This is a genomic window from Pseudomonas sp. SDO5271_S396 (genome assembly GCF_054071795.1).
Genome location: NZ_JBSVWB010000005.1, coordinates 1 through 17,404 on the forward strand (window position 1 = coordinate 1; position 17,404 = coordinate 17,404).

The 17,404-nt window shown below is 59.8% G+C and carries 15 protein-coding genes; all 15 read right to left on the reverse strand.

Annotation, left to right across the window (positions count from 1 at the left end; genetic code table 11):
- Positions 1-81: 81 nt before the first annotated feature.
- The 15 genes from ACW9IN_RS05590 to pyrH all read right to left on the reverse strand — a co-directional run bounded on the left by ACW9IN_RS05590 (position 82) and on the right by pyrH (position 17,391).
- Positions 82-1,029 carry an acetyl-CoA carboxylase carboxyltransferase subunit alpha gene (locus ACW9IN_RS05590; RefSeq protein WP_457364936.1) on the reverse strand — a complete coding sequence of 316 codons (948 nt, stop codon included), beginning with the start codon at positions 1,027-1,029 and terminating at the stop codon, positions 82-84.
- Positions 1,030-1,157: 128 nt separating this feature from the next.
- Entirely contained in the window at positions 1,158-4,679 is a 3,522-nt protein-coding gene (gene dnaE / locus ACW9IN_RS05595) for a DNA polymerase III subunit alpha (RefSeq protein WP_457364937.1), read from the reverse strand.
- Between the two features lie 76 nt (positions 4,680-4,755).
- Positions 4,756-5,388 carry a ribonuclease HII gene (gene rnhB, locus ACW9IN_RS05600; RefSeq protein WP_457364938.1) on the reverse strand — a complete coding sequence of 211 codons (633 nt, stop codon included), beginning with the start codon at positions 5,386-5,388 and terminating at the stop codon, positions 4,756-4,758.
- Positions 5,385-6,521, reverse strand: a complete 1,137-nt coding sequence (gene lpxB, locus ACW9IN_RS05605) for a lipid-A-disaccharide synthase (RefSeq protein ID WP_457364939.1) — start codon at positions 6,519-6,521, stop codon at positions 5,385-5,387. The genes rnhB and lpxB overlap by 4 nt, the downstream gene beginning before the upstream one ends.
- A 2-nt stretch (positions 6,522-6,523) precedes the next feature.
- Complete coding sequence (gene lpxA, locus ACW9IN_RS05610; protein WP_457364940.1) at positions 6,524-7,300, reverse strand: acyl-ACP--UDP-N-acetylglucosamine O-acyltransferase; 777 nt, start codon at positions 7,298-7,300, stop codon at positions 6,524-6,526.
- Positions 7,297-7,737 carry a 3-hydroxyacyl-ACP dehydratase FabZ gene (fabZ, locus tag ACW9IN_RS05615; RefSeq protein WP_003172281.1) on the reverse strand — a complete coding sequence of 147 codons (441 nt, stop codon included), beginning with the start codon at positions 7,735-7,737 and terminating at the stop codon, positions 7,297-7,299. The genes lpxA and fabZ overlap by 4 nt, the downstream gene beginning before the upstream one ends.
- Positions 7,738-7,848: 111 nt before the next feature.
- On the reverse strand, positions 7,849-8,904 hold the full coding sequence (gene lpxD / locus ACW9IN_RS05620; RefSeq protein ID WP_457364941.1) for a UDP-3-O-(3-hydroxymyristoyl)glucosamine N-acyltransferase: 1,056 nt from the start codon (positions 8,902-8,904) through the stop codon (positions 7,849-7,851).
- A 3-nt stretch (positions 8,905-8,907) separates the two neighbouring features.
- The gene (locus tag ACW9IN_RS05625) at positions 8,908-9,411 is read right to left on the reverse strand and encodes an OmpH family outer membrane protein (protein WP_003172279.1); all 504 of its coding nucleotides are present in this window, start codon (positions 9,409-9,411) and stop codon (positions 8,908-8,910) included.
- Positions 9,412-9,456: 45 nt separating this feature from the next.
- The gene (gene bamA / locus ACW9IN_RS05630) at positions 9,457-11,844 is read right to left on the reverse strand and encodes an outer membrane protein assembly factor BamA (RefSeq protein ID WP_457364942.1); all 2,388 of its coding nucleotides are present in this window, start codon (positions 11,842-11,844) and stop codon (positions 9,457-9,459) included.
- 74 nt (positions 11,845-11,918) lie between these two features.
- Complete coding sequence (rseP, locus tag ACW9IN_RS05635; RefSeq protein ID WP_457364943.1) at positions 11,919-13,271, reverse strand: sigma E protease regulator RseP; 1,353 nt, start codon at positions 13,269-13,271, stop codon at positions 11,919-11,921.
- A gap of 53 nt (positions 13,272-13,324) precedes the next feature.
- Positions 13,325-14,515 carry a 1-deoxy-D-xylulose-5-phosphate reductoisomerase gene (ispC, locus tag ACW9IN_RS05640; protein ID WP_457364944.1) on the reverse strand — a complete coding sequence of 397 codons (1,191 nt, stop codon included), beginning with the start codon at positions 14,513-14,515 and terminating at the stop codon, positions 13,325-13,327.
- On the reverse strand, positions 14,512-15,321 hold the full coding sequence (locus ACW9IN_RS05645; protein ID WP_457364945.1) for a phosphatidate cytidylyltransferase: 810 nt from the start codon (positions 15,319-15,321) through the stop codon (positions 14,512-14,514). Before ACW9IN_RS05645 ends, ispC begins: the two co-directional genes overlap by 4 nt.
- Positions 15,321-16,076: a polyprenyl diphosphate synthase gene (uppS, locus tag ACW9IN_RS05650; protein WP_457364946.1), complete on the reverse strand. Its 756-nt coding sequence runs from the start codon at positions 16,074-16,076 to the stop codon at positions 15,321-15,323. Before uppS ends, ACW9IN_RS05645 begins: the two co-directional genes overlap by 1 nt.
- Before the next feature lie 17 nt (positions 16,077-16,093).
- Positions 16,094-16,651 carry a ribosome recycling factor gene (gene frr, locus ACW9IN_RS05655; RefSeq protein ID WP_457364947.1) on the reverse strand — a complete coding sequence of 186 codons (558 nt, stop codon included), beginning with the start codon at positions 16,649-16,651 and terminating at the stop codon, positions 16,094-16,096.
- Complete coding sequence (gene pyrH, locus ACW9IN_RS05660; RefSeq protein ID WP_457364948.1) at positions 16,648-17,391, reverse strand: UMP kinase; 744 nt, start codon at positions 17,389-17,391, stop codon at positions 16,648-16,650. Before pyrH ends, frr begins: the two co-directional genes overlap by 4 nt.
- Between the last annotated feature and the right edge of the window lie 13 nt (positions 17,392-17,404).

Genomic DNA, 17,404 nt, shown 5'->3' on the forward strand with positions numbered 1-17,404 from the left:
GCATCGTCTCGGTTTCGCAGTTGCGCCGAGGTGATGCTATCGCAGGCAAGCCAGCTCCCACATTGGGGTATTGCGCAGGTCTTAGAGACCGTAGCTCATAAGGCGCTCATAACGACGGGCCAGCAGCGCTTCGTTATCCAGCTTCTTGAGCATTGCCAGTTGCGAACCCAGTTCGGCACGGATGGTCGCGGCAGCGGCTGCCGGATCACGGTGGGCGCCGCCCAGAGGCTCGGCGATCACTTTGTCGACGATGCCCAGGCCCTTGAGGCGCTCGGCGGTAATGCCCATGGCTTCAGCGGCATCCGGAGCCTTTTCTGCGGTTTTCCACAGGATCGAGGCACAACCTTCCGGCGAAATCACCGCGTAGGTCGAATATTGCAGCATGTTCAGTTGGTCACAGACACCAATAGCCAATGCACCGCCGGAACCACCTTCACCAATCACGGTGGCGATGATCGGGGTTTTCAGGCGTGCCATGACGCGCAGGTTCCAGGCGATCGCTTCACTCTGGTTGCGCTCCTCGGCGTCGATCCCCGGATAAGCGCCCGGCGTGTCGATGAACGTCAGGATCGGCATCTTGAAGCGCTCGGCCATTTCCATCAGGCGGCAGGCCTTGCGGTAGCCTTCCGGACGCGGCATGCCGAAGTTGCGACGTACTTTCTCGCGCACTTCACGGCCTTTCTGGTGACCGATCACCATCACCGGCTGGTCGTCCAGGCGGGCGATACCGCCCACAATGGCGGCGTCGTCGGAGAAATGGCGGTCGCCGTGCAACTCGTCGAACTCGGTGAAGATATGCTGAATGTAATCCAGGGTGTACGGACGGCGCGGGTGGCGGGCCAGGCGCGCGATCTGCCAGCTGGTCAGCTTGCCGAAGATGTCTTCGGTGAGCGTGCTGCTCTTGTCTTGCAGGCGGGCGATCTCATCGCCGATGTTCAGCGAATTGTCATTGCCGACCAGGCGCAGCTCTTCGATCTTGGCTTGCAGGTCAGCGATCGGCTGTTCGAAATCAAGAAAATTCGGGTTCATAAGCGTCCGTCTTGGGTCGACGGCCAGGTATGCCTGGCCAGCCGGTGGTCTATTCGCGCCCTACCTTAAGGGAGAGGCGCGGTTAGGTCGAGATTAAATATTCAGTCGAGGTCAGACATCTCTGACCGTCAACGGTATTGGAGGAAGACGTTGTCTCGCCCGAACTGGTCACGCAAAGCTTGAATCAAGCCATCGGCGGGATCAATTCGCCAGGTCTCGCCAAACTGCAACATGGCCTTGGCGTCGTTGCCGGTGTACTCCATGGTCACCGGGCATGCGCCACGGTGGCGCTTGAGCAGGTCGCCCAACCAGCGTAGCTGATCGCCCTTGAGCGCTTCGGTCTTGACCTTAAGGCGCAGGCTTTCGGCCAGGTTGGTGCGTGCATCTTCCATGCTCATCACCCGCTTGATGCGCAGGCGCAGGCCCCCGGAGAAATCATCGTTACTGACCTCCCCTTCCACCACCACCATGGCATCAGTCTGCAACAACGACTGGGCGGAATGGAAGGCGTCGGCAAACAACGACGCTTCGATACGGCCGGAGCGGTCATCGAGGGTGATAAAGCCCATCTTGTCGCCCTTTTTATTTTTCATGACCCGCAGGGCGATGATCATGCCGGCGACGGTCTGGGTATCCCGTGCCGGTTTCAAGTCGATGATGCGCTGACGGGCGAAACGGCGAATCTCGCCTTCGTATTCGTCAATCGGGTGACCGGTGAGGTACAGGCCCAAGGTGTCTTTTTCGCCCTTGAGGCGCTCCTTGAGGGTCAGTTCCTTGGCCTTGCGGTGGTTACCGTACACATCCGCATCTTCTTCGACGAACAACCCGCCAAACAGGTCGGCGTGCCCGCTGTCGTGGGTGCGGGCGGTCTGCTCGGCAGCCTTGATCGCTTCTTCCATGGCCGCAAGCAACACGGCACGGTTGCGGTCGATATTGGCCTGGTAAGCTTTCGGCTCATCATGAAAATACGGACCGAGACGGTCAAGTGCGCCGCTGCGGATCAAGCCGTCGAGGGTTCGTTTGTTGATGCGTTTCAGGTCAACCCGCGCGCAGAAGTCGAAAAGGTCCTTGAACGGCCCATCCTGGCGCGCCTCGGTGATGGCTTCCACCGGCCCCTCGCCTACGCCCTTGATCGCGCCCAGGCCATAAATGATGCGGCCCTCTTCGTTAACCGTGAACTTGAACTCGGAGGCGTTCACGTCCGGCGCATCGAGACGCAGCTTCATGGTGCGCACTTCTTCGATCAAGGTCACGACCTTGTCGGTGTTGTGCATATCCGCCGACAGTACCGCCGCCATGAACGGCGCCGGGTAGTGCGCTTTCAACCACGCCGTCTGGTAAGACACCAGGCCGTAGGCGGCGGAGTGAGATTTGTTGAAGCCATAACCGGCGAACTTTTCCACCAGGTCGAAGATGTTACCCGCCAGGTCCGCGTCGATATTGTTGCTCGCGCAGCCCTCGATGAAACCACCGCGTTGCTTGGCCATCTCCTCGGGTTTCTTTTTACCCATGGCCCGGCGCAGCATGTCCGCGCCACCGAGGGTATAACCCGCCATGACCTGGGCAATCTGCATCACCTGTTCCTGATACAGAATGATGCCGTAGGTCGGCGCCAGTACCGGCTGCAGACCGTCGTACTGATAATCCGGATGCGGATACGCAAGCTCCGCACGTCCGTGCTTGCGGTTGATGAAGTCATCCACCATGCCCGATTGCAAAGGGCCCGGACGGAACAGAGCCACCAGTGCGATCAAGTCTTCCAGGCAGTCGGGCTTGAGCTTTTTGATCAGCTCTTTCATGCCCCGGGATTCAAGCTGGAACACCGCCGTGGTTTCAGCTTTTTGCAGCAGCGAATAGGTCGGTTTGTCGTCCAGCGGAATGAACGCGATGTCCAGCGGCGCTTCATTGGCCTTGGCACGGTCGCGGTTGATGGTCTTGAGTGCCCAGTCGATGATGGTCAGGGTCCGCAGGCCCAGGAAGTCGAACTTCACCAGACCGGCAGCCTCTACATCGTCCTTGTCGAACTGGGTGACCAGACCATCGCCTTCTTCATCGCAATAGATCGGCGAAAAGTCGGTGAGCTTGGTCGGCGCGATCACCACGCCACCAGCGTGTTTACCCACGTTACGCACAACGCCCTCGAGCTTGCGCGCCATGTCCCAGATTTCAGCAGCCTCCTCATCGACCTTGATGAAGTCGCGCAGGATTTCTTCCTGCTCGTAGGCTTTCTCCAGAGTCATGCCGACTTCGAACGGAATCATCTTCGAGAGGCGGTCGGCCAGGCCATAGGACTTGCCCTGCACCCGCGCCACGTCACGGATCACCGCCTTGGCCGCCATGGAACCAAAGGTGATGATCTGGCTCACCGCGTTGCGGCCGTATTTCTCGGCCACGTACTCGATCACCCGGTCACGACCATCCATGCAGAAGTCGACGTCGAAGTCGGGCATCGATACCCGTTCCGGGTTGAGGAAGCGTTCGAACAGCAGGTCATATTCCAGCGGGTCGAGGTCGGTGATCTTCTGTACATAGGCCACCAGCGAGCCGGCACCCGACCCCCGGCCCGGGCCTACCGGCACGCCGTTGTTCTTGGCCCACTGGATGAAGTCCATCACGATCAGGAAGTAGCCGGGAAAGCCCATCTGGATGATGATATCCAGCTCGAAATTCAACCGGTCGATATACACCTGGCGCTTGGCGTCATAGTCCTCGGTGGTGTCCTTGGGCAGCAACACCTCAAGGCGCTCGTCCAGGCCATCGAAGGACACCTTGCGGAAATACTCGTCGATGGTCATGCCATCGGGAATCGGGAAGTTGGGCAGGAAGTGCTTGCCCAGCTTCACTTCGATATTGCAACGCTTGGCAATTTCGACGGAGTTTTCCAGGGCCTCGGGCAAGTCGCTGAACAACTCGGCCATTTCTTCGGCGCTTTTGAGGTATTGCTCTTCGCTGTAGTTTTTCGAACGGCGCGGGTCATCCAGGGCCCGGCCTTCGCCGATGCAGACGCGGGTTTCGTGGGCCTCGAAGTCTTCTTTCTTGATGAAGCGCACATCATTGGTCGCCACCAGCGGTGCGCCCAGCGTGTCGGCCAGGGCAACAGCGGCGTGCAGGTGTTCTTCGTCGTTCGGGCGATTGGTGCGCTGAATCTCCAGGTAGAAACGATCAGGGAAGACCTGCATCCACTCCCGCGCCAGCACCTCGGCCTCTTGCGGGTTCCCCCCCAGCAAGGCGATGCCGATCTCGCCTTCTTTGGCCGCCGACAGCATGATCAGACCTTCGCTGGCCTCGGCCACCCACTCGCGCTCGATGATGATCGAACCGTTGCGTTGACCGTCGATGAAGCCCCGGGAAATCAGCTCGGTAAGGTTGCGATAGCCCACAGCATTCATCGCCAGCAGGCTGATGCGACTCAGGGGGTTTTCCGGGTCTTTGTTGGACAGCCACAAGTCAGCACCACAGATCGGCTTGATGCCGCCGCCCATGGCGGTCTTGTAGAACTTGACCAGGGAACACATGTTGTTCTGATCGGTAACCGCGACCGCAGGCATGTTCATGCCCACCAGGGTTTTGACCAGCGGCTTGATCCGCACCAGGCCGTCGACCAGGGAGTATTCAGTGTGCAGGCGCAGGTGAACGAATGAAGCCGGCATAGTGATCCTGTCTTGAACGTGGAAACAACAAGGCCCGGGATTGTACCGGGCCTTGGCAAAAACATCAGCCTTGCGGCTAAACCTCGCTGAGGCTCTCACGCACCTCGTAAGCCTGGCGCACCGGGGCGAACGAGCGGCGGTGGATCGGCGTCGGGCCCAGACGGGCCAGGGCTTCCAGATGAACGGGCGTCGGGTAGCCTTTATGACCACCGATGCCGTACCCAGGATAGATCAGCTCGAACGCCGCCATTTCGCGATCACGGCTGACCTTCGCCAGAATCGACGCCGCCGCGATGGCCGGCACCTTGCTGTCGCCCTTCACCACCGCCTCCGCCGGCATCGCCAGCTTCGGGCAGCGGTTGCCGTCGATCATCGCCATTTTTGGCGTGATGTGCAGGCCTTCCACTGCCCGCTGCATCGCCAGCATGGTGGCATGAAGGATGTTCAGTTCGTCGATTTCTTCGACTTCGGCCCGAGCGATGTGCCAACTCAAGGCCTTTTCACAGATTTCGTCAAAAAGCTTTTCACGGCGTGCTTCAGTGAGCTTTTTCGAGTCGTTAAGCCCCAGGATCGGGCGGTTCGGGTCGAGAATCACCGCCGCGGTGACCACGGCACCGCACAACGGGCCGCGTCCGACTTCATCAACGCCGGCGACCAACTCGTGGGCCTCGGCTACCAGACTGAAATCCAGGCCCATTTGCGTGGTCATAGGGCCTCCTGTTGGCCGATCAGAGTCAGTACGGCATCCGCTGCCTGATTGGACGCGTCGCGACGCAGGGTGCGATGGATGTCGTCAAAACCGCGGGTCTGCTCTTCGCCGCCATCGATCAGTGGCAGCAAGGTCTGCGCCAGAGCCTCGGGCGTCGCGTCGTCCTGCAACAGCTCCGGCACCAGCAACCGCTGGGCCAGCAGGTTGGGCAGTGAAATATAGGGGCTCTTGACCATGCGCTTGAGAATCCAGAAGGTCAGCGGCGCCAGTCGGTAGGCCACAACCATCGGGCGCTTGTACAGCAAGGCTTCGAGGGTGGCGGTGCCCGAGGCGATCAGTACGGCATCGCACGCTGCCAGCGCCAGATGCGACTGGCCGTCGAGCAGGGCCAATGGCAGGTTGCGGCCTTCCAACAGCGTCTCGATCTGGGCCCGGCGTTGCGGGCTGGCACAAGGCAGTACGAACCGCACGCCAGGCTTCAGGGCTTGCAGACGTTCGGCAGCATCAAAAAACACGCTCGCCAGGCGACCGACTTCACCCCCTCGACTGCCCGGCATCAATGCGACGAGCGGACCGTCGGGCAGGCCGAGTTCGGCCCGTGCCGCCGCGCGGTCAGCCTGCAATGGGATGGCATCGGCCAGGGTATGCCCGACAAATCGCACCGGCACGCCTTTTTCTTCGTAGAACCTGGCTTCGAAAGGCAGCAGGGTCAGCATCAGGTCGCAACCTTCGCGAATCTTCAACACGCGCTTCTGCCGCCACGCCCACACGGACGGGCTGACGTAATGCACGGTCTTGATCCCGGCCTGACGCAGCTTGAGCTCGATGTTCAGGGTGAAGTCCGGCGCATCGATGCCAATGAAGACATCGGGCTTTTCTTCAATGAGTGTCTGGATCAACAGCTTGCGGCGGGCCAGCAGCTCACGCAGGCGACCCAGCACTTCCACCAGGCCCATGACCGACAAACGCTCCATGGGGAAGTAGGAGGTGAGGCCTTCGGCTTGCATCAGCGGGCCACCGACGCCAATGAACTCTACCGCCGGATGACGGGCCTTGAGGGCCCGCATGAGACCCGCCCCCAGGATATCGCCGGAAGCCTCTCCAGCCACCAACGCGATACGAAGATTGGACATGATCAGCGGGTGATGCCGCGGGTCGACGCCTGGATCGAGTCACGGAACACCGCGACTTCCGGGAACTGCACTGACGGCTCGGCCAATTCAGCCAATGCCTGGTCGACGGTCAGTCCCTGGCGATAAACCACTTTGTAAGCACGGCGCAAGGCGTGGATCGCCTCTTCGCTGAAACCGCGACGGCGCATGCCTTCGAAGTTCATGCTGCGCGCTTCGGCCGGGTTGCCGAATACCGTGACGAACGCCGGAACGTCCTTGCCAATGGCGGTCCCCATGCCGGAAAAGCTGTGGGCGCCGATATGGCAGTACTGATGCACCAGCGTGAAACCGGACAGGATCGCCCAGTCATCAACATGCACATGGCCCGCCAACGCGGTGTTGTTGACCAGGATGCAGTGGTTGCCGATCACACTGTCGTGGCCGATATGCGCATAGGCCATGACCAGGTTGTGATCACCCAGCGTGGTCTCGGCGCGGTCTTGAACGGTGCCACGATGAATGGTCACGCCTTCACGGATGATGTTGTGGTCACCGATGACCAGGCGTGTTTCCTCACCCTTGTACTTCATGTCCGGGGTGTCTTCGCCTACCGAGGAGAACTGGTAGATGCGATTGTGTTTGCCAATGCGGGTCGGACCTTTGAGGATCACGTGTGGCCCGATGACAGTCCCCTCGCCGATTTCCACACCTGCGCCGATGATCGACCAAGGGCCGACCTCAACGTCGGCGGCCAGTACGGCCGACGGATCGATGATTGCGCGAGGGTCAATCAAACTCATAGTTTGCGTTCCGCGCAGATGATTTCTGCGGAGCACACCGGCTTGCCATCCACCGAGGCCTGGCACTCGAACTTCCAGATCTGGCGCTTGCAGCTGATGAACTTGGCTTCCAGGATCAACTGGTCACCCGGGGTGACCGGGTTGCGAAAGCGCAACTTGTCGGAGCCCACGAAATAATACAGCGTGCCGTCGGCAGGCTTGAGGTCGAGCATTTTGAAACCAAGGATACCGGCAGCCTGGGCCATCGCCTCAATGATCAGAACGCCCGGCATGATGGGATGCGCAGGGAAATGACCGTTGAAGAACGGTTCGTTGATGCTGACATTCTTGTAGGCACGAATGCGCTTTTCCTCGACATTGAGGTCCACTACACGGTCCACCAGCAGGAACGGGTAACGGTGAGGCAGGTATTCGCGAATCTCGTTGATGTCCATCATTTCGGGGGGAAGCCTGTAATAAAAATTGGGGGCGGGCGAACTGAGAGCACGCCCCGCTAGCAAATCAAGGAGGCAGTCTAGCGGCTGTGCACACTTGATATGGAAATGGTATCAGCCTTCTGATGAAGCATTACCGCCAGGGGTCACGTCCCCAACACGCTTTTCCAGCTGTTTGAGACGTCGAGCCATGTCGTCGATCTGCCTCAAACGTGCTGCGCTCTTGCGCCATTCAGCTGCGGGCTGCATGGCAGTACCGGAAGAATAGGCCCCCGGCTCGGTAATCGAGTGGGTCACCATGGTCATGCCGGTGATGAATACGTTGTCGCAGATATCGATGTGCCCCACCAGCCCTACACCACCGGCGAGCATGCAGTGCTTGCCGATTTTGGTGCTGCCGGAAATGCCCACGCACGCGGCCATGGCAGTGTGATCACCGATCTGCACGTTGTGCGCGATCTGGATCTGGTTGTCGAGCTTCACACCGTTGCCGATCACGGTATCGGCCAGGGCCCCCCGATCAACGGCTGTGTTCACGCCGATTTCCACGTCGTCGCCGATCAGGACGCCTCCGACCTGGGCAATCTTGTTCCAGATGCCCTTCGAATTGGCAAAGCCGAAACCTTCACCACCGATCACTGCGCCCGACTGAATGACCACCCGCTGCCCGATACGCACATCGTGGTACAGGGTCACACGAGGGGCGAGCCAGCCATCGGCACCGATTTCACAACGCGCACCAATGAAGCAATGGGCGCCAATCGTGACACCGGCCGCAATGCGTGCGCCGCTTTCGATCACCGCATAAGCACCAATGCTGGCTGCTGGGTCAACCTGGGCATCCTCGGCGATCACCGCCGAAGGATGAATACCGCCAGCCGCCTTGGGTTTCGGGTCGAACAGATGGGACACCCGGGCGTACGCCAGATACGGATCGGCCACCACCAGCGCATCCCCGGCAAACCCTTCGGCGTCAGCGGCCTTCAGCAGTATGGCTGCGGCTTGGCTGTCGACCAGGTATTTACGGTATTGAGGGTTTGCGAGGAAGCTCAACTGAGCTGGGCCAGCCTCCTGCAAGGTGGCTAGCCCAGTGATTTCCTTCTCCGGGGAGCCGCGCAAGTCAGCCCCCAGGAACTCGGCCAACTCGCCGAGCTTGATAGTCGCAGTCATGGCTTACTTCAGCTGGTTCATGCGCTCGATCACCTGACGGGTGATGTCGTATTGAGGCTTGACGTCGATCACGGCGCCACGCTCGAACACCAGGTCAAAGGCACCTTTCTTGATGACTTCTTCCACTGCACTGTCCAGTTTTGGCTTGAGCTGCTTCAGCATTTCGCGGTCGGCAACAGCTTTGGCTTCGTTCAGTTCCTTGGACTGGAACTGATAGTCGCGGGCCTTTTGCTTGAACTCAAGCTCCAGACGCTCACGCTCGCCTTGCTGCATTTTGTCGCCACCGGCTACCAGGCGATCCTGGATGCCCTTGGCGCTGCTTTCCAGGGTTTTGAGCTTGGTCAGTTGCGGGCCGAATTTTTTCTCGGCATCCACGGCGTACTTCTTGGCCGCGTCGGACTCCAGCAAGGCCATCTGATAATTCAGGACAGCGATCTTCATTTCGGCGAAGGCCGGGGTGGTTACCAGCACGGTGGCCAGCAGAACCAATTGAGTCAACTTACGCACGATGTACTCCTACAAAATCCGTTGTCGTTATCTTGGGTCAGACGCTTAGAACGTCTGGCCGAGGGAGAATTGGAAAATCTGGGTTTCAGCGTCATCCGGTTTCTTGATCGGCATGGCCAGAGCAAAGCTCAACGGACCCAGCGCGGTCACCCATGTAACACCGATACCCACGGAGCTCGCCATGTTGCTGAAGCTCACGTCGTTGCACTGAGTATTGGACCGTACACCACTCGGGTTGGTGATCTGCTCGCACTTGGAGTCGAACACGTTACCCACGTCCCAGAACAACGAAGTACGCAGGGAACGCTGATCCTTCACGAACGGCAGCGGGAACAGGATTTCCGCACCGCCCTGGATCAGCACGTTACCACCGAACGGCAGCGGGTCGTTGTCGGAGTCGGCCACAGTACCGCGGTTACCCGTTACACCCACACCACGACTTGGCGTACCACGAGGACCCAGGGTGCTGTCCTTGAAACCACGTACGGAGTTGAAACCACCCGCGTAGTAGTTCTCGTAGAACGGTAGACCATTGGTGGAACCATAACCATCGCCATAACCCAATTCGGTGTGCAGGCGCATGGTGTAGTTATCGCTCAACGGTGCGAACAACTGGCCACGGTAGTCGAGTTTGAAGAACGACAGGTCGCTGCCAGGCGTCGTGGCTTCCAGCGTCAGGCTCTGGGAATGACCACGGGTAGCCAACACGCCTTTGTTCAGGGTCGACTCGGACCAACCGGCAGACGCCTTGAAGTTCAGGAACTTGTCGCCCTCTTTGCGGGTGAAGTCGAAGATTTCGTCCACGGTGTAGACACCGGTCTTGATCTCGTCCTGCTGCGCGGTCAGACCGAAGGTCAGACGCGAGGTTTCGCTGATCGGGTAACCGATGTTCACACCGGCGCCGAGGCTGTCGATTGCGTAGCTTGCAACGTCAACGTCGAGGTCTTTGTAGTCGGTGGTGCGATAGAAGGCGTTGTAGCCCAGGCTCACGCCGTCGGCAGTCCAGTAGGGGTCAACATAACCGAAGTTATAGCGGCTCTGGTACTCGCTTCGGGTCAGGCCGATGGAAACCTTGTTACCGGTACCGAGGAAGTTGTTCTGGGTGATCGAACCACCGAGGATCAGACCCGCACTCTGTGCGAAGCCGACACTGGCGGTGATGGAACCCGACGCCTGCTCTTCAACGGCGTAGTTCACGTCAACCTGGTCATCCACGCCGGGCACGGCCGGGGTTTCGACGTTGACTTCCTTGAAGAAGCCCAGGCGCTCCAGACGGGTCTTGGACTGGTCGATCAGGTAAGTCGACGCCCAGCCACCTTCCATCTGGCGCATTTCACGGCGCAGCACTTCGTCGGCGGACTTGGTGTTGCCACGGAAGTTGATACGGTTCACGTAGGCGCGTTTGCCTGGATCGACGACGAAGGTGATGTCCACGGTGTGGTCTTCGTCGTGCGGAGTCGGCACGCCATTGACGTTGGCAAAGGTATAACCGTCGTTACCCAGGCGGCGCGTGATCAGCTCGGAGGTGGTGGTCATCAGCTTGCGCGAGAACACCTGGTCCTTCTGTACCAGCAACAGGGACTTGACCTGGTCCTCAGGCACCTTCAGGTCGCCGCTGAGTTTCACGTCACGAACCTTGTACTTCTCGCCTTCGTTGACGTTGACAGTGATGTAGACGTGTTTCTTGTCCGGGGTGATGGACACCTGGGTCGAAGCGATATCCATGTTGATATAGCCACGGTCCAGGTAATAGGAACGCAGACGCTCCAGGTCACCGGAGAGTTTTTCACGGGCGTACTTGTCATCGTTCTTGAAGAACGACAACCAGTTGGTGGTCTTGAGTTCGAACAGGTCGATCAGGTCCTCATCCGCGAACTTGGTGTTGCCCACCACGTTGATGTGCTGGATGGCCGCCACGGTACCTTCATTGATCTTGACCTTCAGGCCAACACGGTTACGCGGCTGCGGGACCACTTCGGTTTCCACGCTCGCGGAATAGCGACCCTGGGCAACATACTGGCGCTGCAGCTCATTACGCACACCTTCAAGGGTGGCGCGCTGGAAAATCTCACCTTCGGCCAGGCCGGATTGTTTGAGACCTTTCATCAAGTCTTCAGTCGAAATCGCCTTGTTGCCTTCGATCTCGATGCTGGCGACGGAAGGCCGCTCGACGACGGTGATCACCAGGACGTTGCCTTCACGACCCAGTTGGATGTCCTGAAAGAAACCGGTTTTGAACAGCGCACGAGTGGATTCCACCAGGCGGCGGTCATCAGCCTGTTCACCGACGTTCAACGGTAATGCACCAAAGACGCTACCCGCGGAAACCCGCTGGAGGCCATTGACGCGAATATCGGAGATGGTGAAGGACTCGGCGTGAACTTCGGCGATCATCAATACGGTGAGAACCGCAGTTAGCAGCAGACGTTTCATGAAGTCCTTTCTTATTCCAACTGGCAATAAACAAACTGCCGCAAAATGCGGCAGATTCGCAATTCAGCGAAGCGTTACAGTCGTCCCAGATCGTTGACCAGGGCTAACAACATCACCCCGACCACCAAACTGATACCGATCTGTATCCCCCAACCCTGCACCCGATCCGACAAGGGACGACCACGCGCCCACTCGACCAGATAAAACAACAGATGCCCCCCATCCAGTACAGGAATGGGCAACAAATTCAGAACCCCCAGGCTAATACTCAGATAAGCCAGGAAATTCAGGAAATCCGCGACACCCGACTGGGCAGAAGCGCCCGCCACTTTAGCAATGGTTATCGGTCCACTCAAGTTTTTTACCGAGAGCTCACCGAACAACATTTTCTTGAGGGATTCGAGGGTCAGCACACTCATGGTCCACGTGCGTCGCGCACCTTCGCCAATCGCCGCCAACGGCCCGAAACTGACCTCACGCACCATCGATGGTGGCCACTCGACGCCTTTCACCCCCGCGCCCAGATACCCCCCGGCCGCCTTGGCTTCCCCACGCACCGACAGGGTCACGGGGACGTCGATTTGAGCACCCTCACGCTCGACTTTCAGCACAATTTTGGTATCAGGGCGTACACGCACCAGGTCGACCACTTGCTGCCAGTCTCCCAGCGCCTGGCCATCCAGGGCCAAGAGGCGATCACCGGTTTTCAGGCCTGCCGCCTGGGCCGGGCCTTTAGGGTCGAGTTCGGCCAGCACCGGCGGCAAGGCCGGACGCCACGGACGAATCCCCAGGGATTTGATCGGATCAGGCTCGTCAGCCCCTTTCAGCCATTGATTCAGTGCCAGCTCCCGCGGGCTTTCAGCGGTCGAGTCCTGCTCACGAACCACCACATTGACGCTGCCGCTCTCACCCAGGCGACGGACCAGCTGCAGATTGACTGCGCCCCATCCTGTGGTCGGCTCGCCATCAATGGAAACAATTTCCTGCCCGGCCGCCAAGCCCGCCCTGGCCGCAATGCTATCCGCTTCGACGGCGCCGATGACCGGACGTACCTGCTGGCTGCCCAGCATCGCCAGCACCCAGAAGAACACCAGCGCCAACAGGAAGTTGGCGATCGGGCCGGCGGCAACAATGGCGATACGCTGACGAACGGTCTTGCGATTGAAGGACTGGTCCAACTGATCCGCAGGCACTTCGCCTTCGCGCTCATCAAGCATCTTGACGTAGCCACCCAGCGGAATCGCAGCGATCACGAATTCGGTGCCCTGGCGGTCATGCCAACGCAGCAACGGCATGCCGAAACCGACGGAAAAGCGCAGTACCTTGACGCCGCAACGACGTGCCACCCAGAAGTGGCCGAATTCGTGGAAGGTAACCAGCACACCCAGAGCAACCAGGGTGCCGACAATCATGTAGAGCGCACTCATCTAATTTCTCCGCATTTCAATCCAGTGCCTGAGAGTGCTGATGCACCCACAGGCTAACGCGCGTTGCGGTTCAGCCATTGTTCGGCGAGCGTCCGAGCCTTGGCATCCGCCTCGAACACCGCGCCCAGTTCATTGACAGCCACGACCGGCTCCCGGCCCAGCACGTCCTCGATGATACTCGCGATCTGCGGAAAGCGGATGCGCCGTTCGAGAAACGCCGCCACCGCCACCTCATTGGCCGCGTTGAGCATCGCCGGCGCACTGTTGCCGGCCTCCGCCGCCTCACGTGCCAGGCGCAGACAAGGGAAGCGCTGTTCGTCCGGCGCCTCGAAATCCAGGCGCGCAACGGCAAACAGATCCAGGGGCGCCACACCGGAATCGATACGCTCCGGCCACGCCAGGGCGTTGGCAATGGGTGTGCGCATGTCGGGATTGCCCAATTGCGCCAGTACGGAGCCATCTACATAGTCGACCAGGGAATGAATCACACTTTGTGGGTGGATCACCACTTCGACCTGGTCAGGGCGCGCATCGAACAGCCAACAGGCCTCGATCAGCTCCAACCCCTTGTTCATCATGCTCGCCGAGTCCACGGAAATCTTGCGCCCCATGGACCAGTTGGGGTGCGCACACGCCTGGTCCGGCGACACATGTTCAAGCTCGACCAACGGGGTTTTCCGGAACGGGCCGCCCGAAGCCGTGAGCAGGATCCGGCGCACACCCACCTTGCTCAATCCGCGCGCAAAATCGCCCGGCATGCACTGGAAGATCGCATTGTGTTCGCTGTCGAGCGGCAGCAATACCGCACCGCTCTTGCGCACGGCCTGCATAAACAGCGCGCCGGACATGACCAGCGCTTCTTTGTTGGCCAGCAGGATCTTCTTGCCGGCATCGACCGCGGCCAGGGTCGGACGCAACCCGGCGGCGCCGACAATGGCCGCCACCACGGTGTCGACCTCGGCATCGGCCGAGACCTGGCACAGCCCCTCCTCGCCCACCAACACCTGCGTCGCAAGGCCGGCTGCCCGTAGATCATTCTGCAAGCCTTGCGCAGTAGTCGCTTCAGGCACGACAGCGAAACGCGGCGCGTGGCGCACGCACAAGGCCAGCAGCTCGCTCAGACGCGTGAAGCCGGTGAGCGCAAACACCTGGTAGCGCTCGGGATGACGGGCAATCACATCCAGGGCGCTCAAGCCGACAGAACCCGTAGCCCCCAATACGGTGACTTGTTGCAAGCGGCTCATGGAGCAGTCATCCACAGCAGTACGGCGAAGATCGGAATGGCGGCAGTGAGGCTGTCGATGCGGTCCAACACGCCACCGTGACCGGGCAGCAGATTACTGCTGTCCTTGATCCCCGCCTGGCGCTTGAACATGCTTTCAGTCAGGTCGCCCACCACGGAAACGAACACGACGACCGCCGTCCCCAGCAGTGCCAGCAGCATTTCATGCACCGGCCAGCCACGCACGAAGCCGACCACCAACGTGATGACCAGAGTCAACGCCAAGCCGCCGTAGACACCCTCCCAACTCTTGCCCGGGCTCACCGCCGGCGCCAGCTTGCGTTTGCCAAAGGCACGGCCGGAGAAATACGCGCCGATATCGGCCCCCCAGACCAGCACCATCACCGCCATGATCAACCAGTTGCCCATCGGTGCGTTCTTGATCTCCACCAACCCTTGCCAGGCCGGCAGCAGAATCAACAAACCAATTACCAATTTGCTGGCCACACTGGACCATTGGCTGCTCGTGCGCGGATAGGTCAGCACCAGGAAGGTCGCCAGCGCCCACCACAGCACTGCCGCTCCCAGCACCCAAGGTACGATGATGCTCGACAAGGTATGCATCAGAAACAGCAGGAAGGCCACGACAGCGGCGTACACCACTCGCGGCAACTGTGCGCTGAAGCCCGCCAGACGGGCCCACTCCCAGGCCCCCAGGGTCACGACCAGACCGATGAACAGCGCAAAGCTGGAACCGTCGAGCAGGAAAAACCCGCACAGGGCAATCGGCAGAAGGATCAGGGCAGTGATGATTCGTTGTTTCAGCATTAAACCCGGGCTCCAGCTTCGACCTGCTCGCTCGTTTTACCGAAGCGACGCTGGCGAGAAGCGAAATCGGCCAGCGCAGTGCGCATGGCATCGTGTTTGAAGTCCGGCCAGAACAGGTCGGAGAAGTACAGCTCGGTATAGGCCAACTGCCACAACAGGAAATTGCTGATGCGGTGTTCGCCGCCGGTACGGATGCACAAGTCCGGCAACGGCAGGTCACCGGTTACCAGACAGGTCTGCAACAGTTCGGGCGTAATGTCGTCCGGCCGCAGATGACCGGCCTGCACTTCGCGGGCCAGACGCTGCGCGGCCTGGGCGATATCCCACTGACCACCGTAATTGGCCGCGATCTGCAGCACAAAACGGTTGCTGCCAGCCGTGATCGCCTCGGCTTCACGCATCGCGGCCTGCAGTTCCGGGTGGAAGCGCGAGCGGTCACCGATGATGCGCAGGCTGATGTTGTTATCGTTCAAGCGCTTGGCCTCACGGCGCAGCGCCTTGAAAAACAGGTCCATCAAGGCACTGACCTCGTCAGCCGGCCGCTGCCAGTTTTCACTGGAGAACGCGAACAAGGTCAACACTTCGACCTTGGCCTCGGCGCACACTTCGATCACCGCCCGCACCGCATCGACACCCGCTTTATGCCCGGCAACACCCGGCATAAAGCGTTTTTTCGCCCAGCGATTATTCCCATCCATGATGATCGCGACATGGCGCGGCACCACCGAGGGCACAGTCTGCTTGGTCTTTTCCATGAAGGCGTCCTGACCCCTTATACGGCCATCAGGTCCTTTTCCTTATCTTCAGTGGCTTTGGTGATCTGGGCCTCGACATCCTTGATCAGCTTGTCGATCTCGGCACCTGCACGGCGCTCTTCGTCTTCACTGATTTCCTTGTCCTTGGACAGCTTCTTCAGATCACCCAACGCATCACGACGAATGTTGCGCACGGCAACACGCGCATCTTCAGCAGCGGCACGGGCCTGCTTGGTGAAGCCCTTGCGGGTTTCTTCAGTCAGCGGCGGCATGTTGATCAACAGCAACTCGCCCAGGTTGGTCGGGTTGAGGTTCAAGCCCGCGCTGCCGATGGCTTTATCGATGGCGCCCAGCATGTTGCGCTCGAACGGCACGACCTGAAGGGTCTGGGAGTCTTTTACGGTGACGTTGGCCACGTTTTTCAGCGGGGTATCGGAACCGTAGTAAGGCACCATCACACTCCCCAGAATGCTCGGGTGCGCCTTGCCGGTACGAATCTGGCCGAATGCGTGGTTCAGAGACTCCAGGGATTTCTGCATGCGCGCCTGAGCGTCTTTCTTGATTTCGTTGATCATTCTTCGCCTTCCTCGATCAGAGTCCCTTCCGCGCCGCCGTGTACGATATTCAGCAGGGCGCCGGGCTTGTTCATGTTAAATACGCGCAGCGGCATCTTGTGGTCGCGGCACAGGCAGATTGCCGTCAGGTCCATCACACCCAGCTTGCGATCCAGTACTTCATCGTAGGTCAGATGATCGAACTTCTCGGCATGCGGGTCCTTGAATGGATCGGCAGTGTAGACACCGTCGACCTTGGTGGCCTTGAGCACCACGTCCGCATCGATTTCGATGGCACGCAGGCAGGCTGCCGAGTCGGTGGTGAAGAACGGGTTGCCGGTACCGGCGGCAAAGATTACTACGTCTTTGGAGTTCAGGTGACGCATGGCTTTGCGACGATCATAGTGATCGGTCACGCCCACCATGGAAATGGCCGACATCACGATGGCGGAGATATTCGCACGCTCCAGCGCATCGCGCATGGCCAGACCGTTCATCACGGTTGCGAGCATGCCCATGTGGTCACCGGTTACACGGTCCATGCCGGCGGCGCTGAGCGCTGCACCACGGAACAGGTTACCGCCGCCGATCACCAGGCCGACTTGTACGCCGATCCCTACCAGTTGGCCGACTTCCAGCGCCATGCGGTCGAGCACCTTGGGATCGATCCCGAACTCTTCCGAGCCCATCAGGGCCTCGCCGCTAAGCTTGAGTAGAATGCGTTTATAGCGAGCCTGATAGCCACTGCCCTGCTGAGCCATTGCGAATCTCTCC